The sequence below is a fragment of the Neobacillus drentensis genome (genome assembly GCF_036962765.1).
GTDB classification, from domain to species: Bacteria; Bacillota; Bacilli; order Bacillales; family Cytobacillaceae; genus Neobacillus; species Neobacillus drentensis_C.
In genome coordinates this window covers 2401-3109 of sequence record NZ_JBALOS010000364.1, presented here as the reverse complement: position 1 = coordinate 3109, position 709 = coordinate 2401, and the positions used below count along the sequence as shown (strand labels likewise).

At 36.0% G+C, this 709-nt stretch carries 1 protein-coding gene and 2 pseudogenes (1 of these 3 cut by a window edge); all 3 read left to right on the top strand.

What is annotated here, in order from left to right; all coding sequences use genetic code 11:
* Positions 1-91: pseudogene (locus V7137_RS29505) on the top strand (DUF1657 domain-containing protein); the annotation flags it as partial.
* Positions 92-164: 73 nt separating this feature from the next.
* Positions 165-371 (top strand): DUF1657 domain-containing protein, encoded by a 207-nt coding sequence (locus V7137_RS29500; RefSeq protein WP_218348720.1) that lies wholly within the window; start codon positions 165-167, stop codon positions 369-371.
* Between the two features lie 20 nt (positions 372-391).
* Positions 392-709: pseudogene (locus V7137_RS29495) on the top strand (DUF421 domain-containing protein) (it continues 550 nt past the right edge of the window).

The following is a 709-nucleotide window of genomic DNA, read 5'->3' as shown; positions in this document are numbered from 1 at the left end:
ACAAGCCGCACAACAAACACAATCGGTTCTTGATAGCCTTGAGCCACGACTTCAAGAAATTATTAGCGAAGAACCGCAATACAATCAATAAAAGCAGTTTTAGGTTGGCGATTCTGCCAACCCCTTTTTCATTATTGATTTTTTTATGAAAGGAAGTAAAATTTGTGACAATCGCTTCTAATGTCAAGCAATGTCTCTTTACAATTAAGGGAATCGAAGCACAATTGTCTTCCTTCGCCTTAAATTCACTCGATAAGGATGCACAAGCTATTTTTCATGAAGCAACGTTAACCATTGGAGAGGTAAAGAAGGATCTTCAATACCGAGTTTTGGAACTTGAACGACATGAACCCCAATATATGGGTTCATAAAATTTTGAGGTGAGAAACTAATGCCAGACTGGATTTTTATCATAAGTCGTTCATTAATTCTTTTGGGACTCTTATTTATCATCACTAAAGTACTAGGAAAGAAACAAATTTCTGAACTTTCTTTCTTTGAGTACGTGGCCGGTATTACTATTGGAAGTATTGCCGGAGAAGTAGTCACTGGACTTGAAAGTAACATGGGTCATGGAATACTGGCACTATTAGTGTTTGGATTTGTTACTTATCTAGTGAACTACATAGCCATAAAAAGTAAAAAGTTTAGTGATTTCGCTGAAGGTAAAAGTACTGTCGTTATTAAGGATGGAAAAATATTAGAAGAG